The sequence below is a fragment of the Kineococcus indalonis genome (assembly GCF_009906395.1).
GTDB lineage: Bacteria > Actinomycetota > Actinomycetes > Actinomycetales > Kineococcaceae > Kineococcus > Kineococcus indalonis.
This window is the reverse complement of the sequence record NZ_JAAALM010000455.1, coordinates 1-3,310: the sequence shown is the minus strand read 5'-3', so window position 1 is coordinate 3,310 and position 3,310 is coordinate 1. Positions and strand designations below refer to the sequence as shown.

2 protein-coding genes are annotated in these 3,310 nt (G+C 80.5%); both read right to left on the bottom strand.

Going from position 1 to position 3,310, the window contains the following annotated elements; translation table 11 throughout:
• A partial coding sequence (locus tag GTR00_RS25170; protein ID WP_166612835.1) for an AAA family ATPase occupies nucleotides 1–1,161 on the bottom strand: 1,161 nt, incomplete at its 3' end.
• Nucleotides 1,158–3,310 (bottom strand): 3'-5' exonuclease (locus GTR00_RS17350; protein WP_205706065.1); only part of this gene is annotated, 2,153 nt, incomplete at its 5' end. The genes GTR00_RS25170 and GTR00_RS17350, both read right to left, overlap by 4 nt.

Sequence of the window (3,310 nt, the reverse complement as noted above, 5' to 3'; positions counted from 1 at the left end):
GGCGAGCACCGCGCCGACCTCCACGGAGGCCAGCTGGTCGGGGTCGCCGACGAGCACCAGCCGCGCCTGCGGGCGCAGCGCCGCCAGCAGGTGGGCCACCACCCCCAGCCCCACCATCGAGGCCTCGTCGACGATGACGACGTCGTGGGGCAGGCGGTGCTCGGCGTCGTAGCGGGCGCGCACCGACCCCGGGCGCAGCCCCAGCAGGCGGTGCAGCGTCGAGGCGCTCGCCGCGGACAGGAACGCCGACTGCTCGGGGGTGAACACCGGGGAGCCCGCGGCCGCGGTGACGGCCTCGGTCAGGCGGGCGGCGGCCTTGCCGGTGGGCGCGGCCAGCGCCACGCGCGGCGGGGCGCCGCCGTCGGCCAGGGCGTGCAGGGCGGCCAGCAGCCGGGCCACCGTGGTCGTCTTGCCGGTGCCCGGCCCGCCGCCGAGCACCGCCACGCCCGAGCCCAGGCACACCTGCGCGGCGCGGCGCTGGTCGGAGGACCCCTCCCCGGGCCACAGCCGGTCCAGCACCTCGCGCACCCGGCCGGCGTCGTGGGCGGGCACCTCGGCGGCGCGGCGGCGCAGGTCCTCGGCGACGGCGACCTCCAGGCGCCAGTACCGGTCCAGCCACACCCCGTCGTCCACGACGTGCACGGGCCGCTCCCCCGGCCCGGTGCCCGCGGACGCGCCCGGCCCGGTGCCCGCGGCGTCGTGCACGGCGGTGAGCGGGCTGGCGCGCACCGCCGCCAGCCAGCCGGCCGGTTCGGGCCAGGGGGCCTCGACGGCGCCGACGGCGCCGGTGTCCTCCTCGTCCTCGGGCACGACGGTGCCCGGGGCCTGTCGCAGGTGCAGCACCACGGAGCCGTGGCGCACGGCGCGCACCGCCAGCGCCACCGCCAGCAGCACGCGCTCGTCGCCCTCCCCGGCGACCGCGCCCAGGCGCCGGGCGACGTGGACGTCGGCGGCGCGCAGCAGGCCCAGGGCGTTGAACTCGCGCAGCAGCCCGGTGGCGCTGCGCACCCGCGTGACGGCGCGCTCGACGTCGTCGGCGTCGCGCAGGTGCGCGGCGGCGCCCCCGGGCGCGGCGCCCGGCGCCGTGCCCGGTGCAGTGCTGGGTGTCGTGCTGGGTGTCGTGCTGGGTGTCGTGCTGGGTGTCGTTCCCGGTGCGGTCATCGGCCCCTCCCGGCCAGCAGGTCGGACAGGTCGGTCACCAGCGCCGCCGGCGGGCGCCAGGACCACACCCCCGGCGGGGCGGTGGCCCCGCCGTCCACCCCGGGCAGGCCGGGCCCGCACATGCCGCGCAGGAAGAGGTACAGCACCCCGCCCAGGTGCGTGCCGGGGTCGTAGCCGGGCTGGCGCCAGCGCAGGAACCGGTGCAGCGCCACGCAGTACAGCAGCGCCTGCAGCGGGTAGTGCGCCTCGCGCACGGCCTCGTCGAGGGCCTCGCGCCGGTAGTGCCAGGCGGTGAGCACCTCCCCCGGCCCGGCCAGGCGGTTGGTCTTGTAGTCCACGACGAGGTGCACCGGGCCGGCCGGGCCGCGGCGGCGCAGCACCGCGTCGATCGAGCCGGTGAGGTAGCCGCGCAGCACCTGCCCGCCCAGCTCGGGGACCTCCAGGGCGTCGGCGTAGCGGTGCACCGGGTCGGTCGGGTCCAGGTGGCGGCGCAGCAGGCCCGCGACCTCCCCCAGCAGCGCCCCGTCGCCCTCGCCGGCCGCGTCGCCGCCGGCCAGCGGCAGCTCGAAGTCCAGCTCGGCGAGCCGGTCGGCGGGGGCGAACCCCTCCAGCGCCGCCCCGCCCGCCAGCGGCCCCAGCGGCGTGCGCAGCACCGGCTCCAGCGCGGCGGCCAGCGGGGCGGCCATCGGGCCGGCGAACTGCTCGCGCGCCAGGGCCGCCAGGTGCGCGGGCCGGTCCGGCGCAGCCGGGTCGAAACCCTCCAGGACGGCGTGCACGAGGGTGCCGAAACCGGCGCCGGCGGGCAGGCCCACCAGCGGGGAGGGCACCTCCCGCCAGCGCGCCGCCGCGTCGGGGGCGGTGGGACCGCCGGCGGCGGGCGCGCCCACCGCCTCCAGGTCGGTCTCGTCGACGGTGCCCGGCTCCTCCGGCTCGCTGCGCACCAGCGGCGCCTCGTGCACGCCGCGCGTCAGGCCGCTGTAGGAGGTGCGCCGCCACGCGGCGTCCACGCGCCCGCGGAAGGCGGCCGGCGGCAGCAGCGGCGCGGGCGCGGGCGCGGCCGGCTCGGGCAGGGCCGAGCCGTCCTCGCCGGCGCGCTCCACGCGCACCCCGCCGTCCGGGGCGCCGGCCAAGCGGGTCAGGGCCTCGTGCACGTCGGCGTCGCCGGGCACCGGCACCGACGGCGGCAGGGCGCGCGGGTCCGGCGCCAGCAGCAGGCGGTGCAGGGGGCTCTCGCCGGTGCAGCGCGCCGGCGCCCACCACACCAGCAGCCGGGAGACGGCGCGGGTCAGCGCCACGTACAGCAGCCGCAGCTCCTCCCCGGCGCCCTCGGCGTCCTCGGCCGCGCAGGCGGCGGCGTACCCGGTGCTGCCGGGCCCGCCCACGTGCAGGGTGCGCACCGCGGTGCCGTCCGGGGCGCTCGCGTGCGCCACGGGCAGGCGCTCGCGGCGGCCGCCGCCGGAGGGGGCGTCCCAGCCGAACGGCACGCACACCACGGCGAACTCCAGGCCCTTGATGGTGTGCACGGTGGCGACCTGCACGGCGGCGCGGTCGGTGTCCAGGCGGCGCGAGCGCTCGGTGCCGAGGTCGCCGTCGGCCTCGTCCACCCGCGCGCGCAGCCACGACAGCAGGCCCGCCACGCCGCGCCCGCCGGCGGCGGCCTCGGCGTGCAGGACCTCGCACACGTGGCGCAGGTCCGTCAGGCGCCGCTCGCCGCCGGTGGTGCCCAGCAGCCGCGCCGGCAGGGCGTGCTCCTCGGAGACCGCGGCGAACAGGCCCGCCACGCCGCGCTCGGCGAGCACCGCGGCCCAGGCGCGCAGCCGCACGGCGGCGGCGTCGGTGGCGCGCTCGCCGCCGGCGTCGAGCTCGGCGGCGGTGGAACCCACGAACGCGGACAGCACCAGCCGGCGCACCCGGGCGGTGCGGTGCGGCTGCTCCAGCGCCTCCAGCAGCACCAGCCAGTCGCGCGCCGCGTCGGTGCCGAAGACGCTGGGGCCGCGGCTGAGCACGCACGGCACCCCCGCGGCGTGCAGGGCCTCGCGCACCACCTGCGCCTGGGCGCGGGTGCGCACCAGCACCGCCACGTCCCCGGCGGCCAGCGCCCGCTCCTGCGCACCACCTCCCCCACCACCGACCGCGCCACCGACCGCGC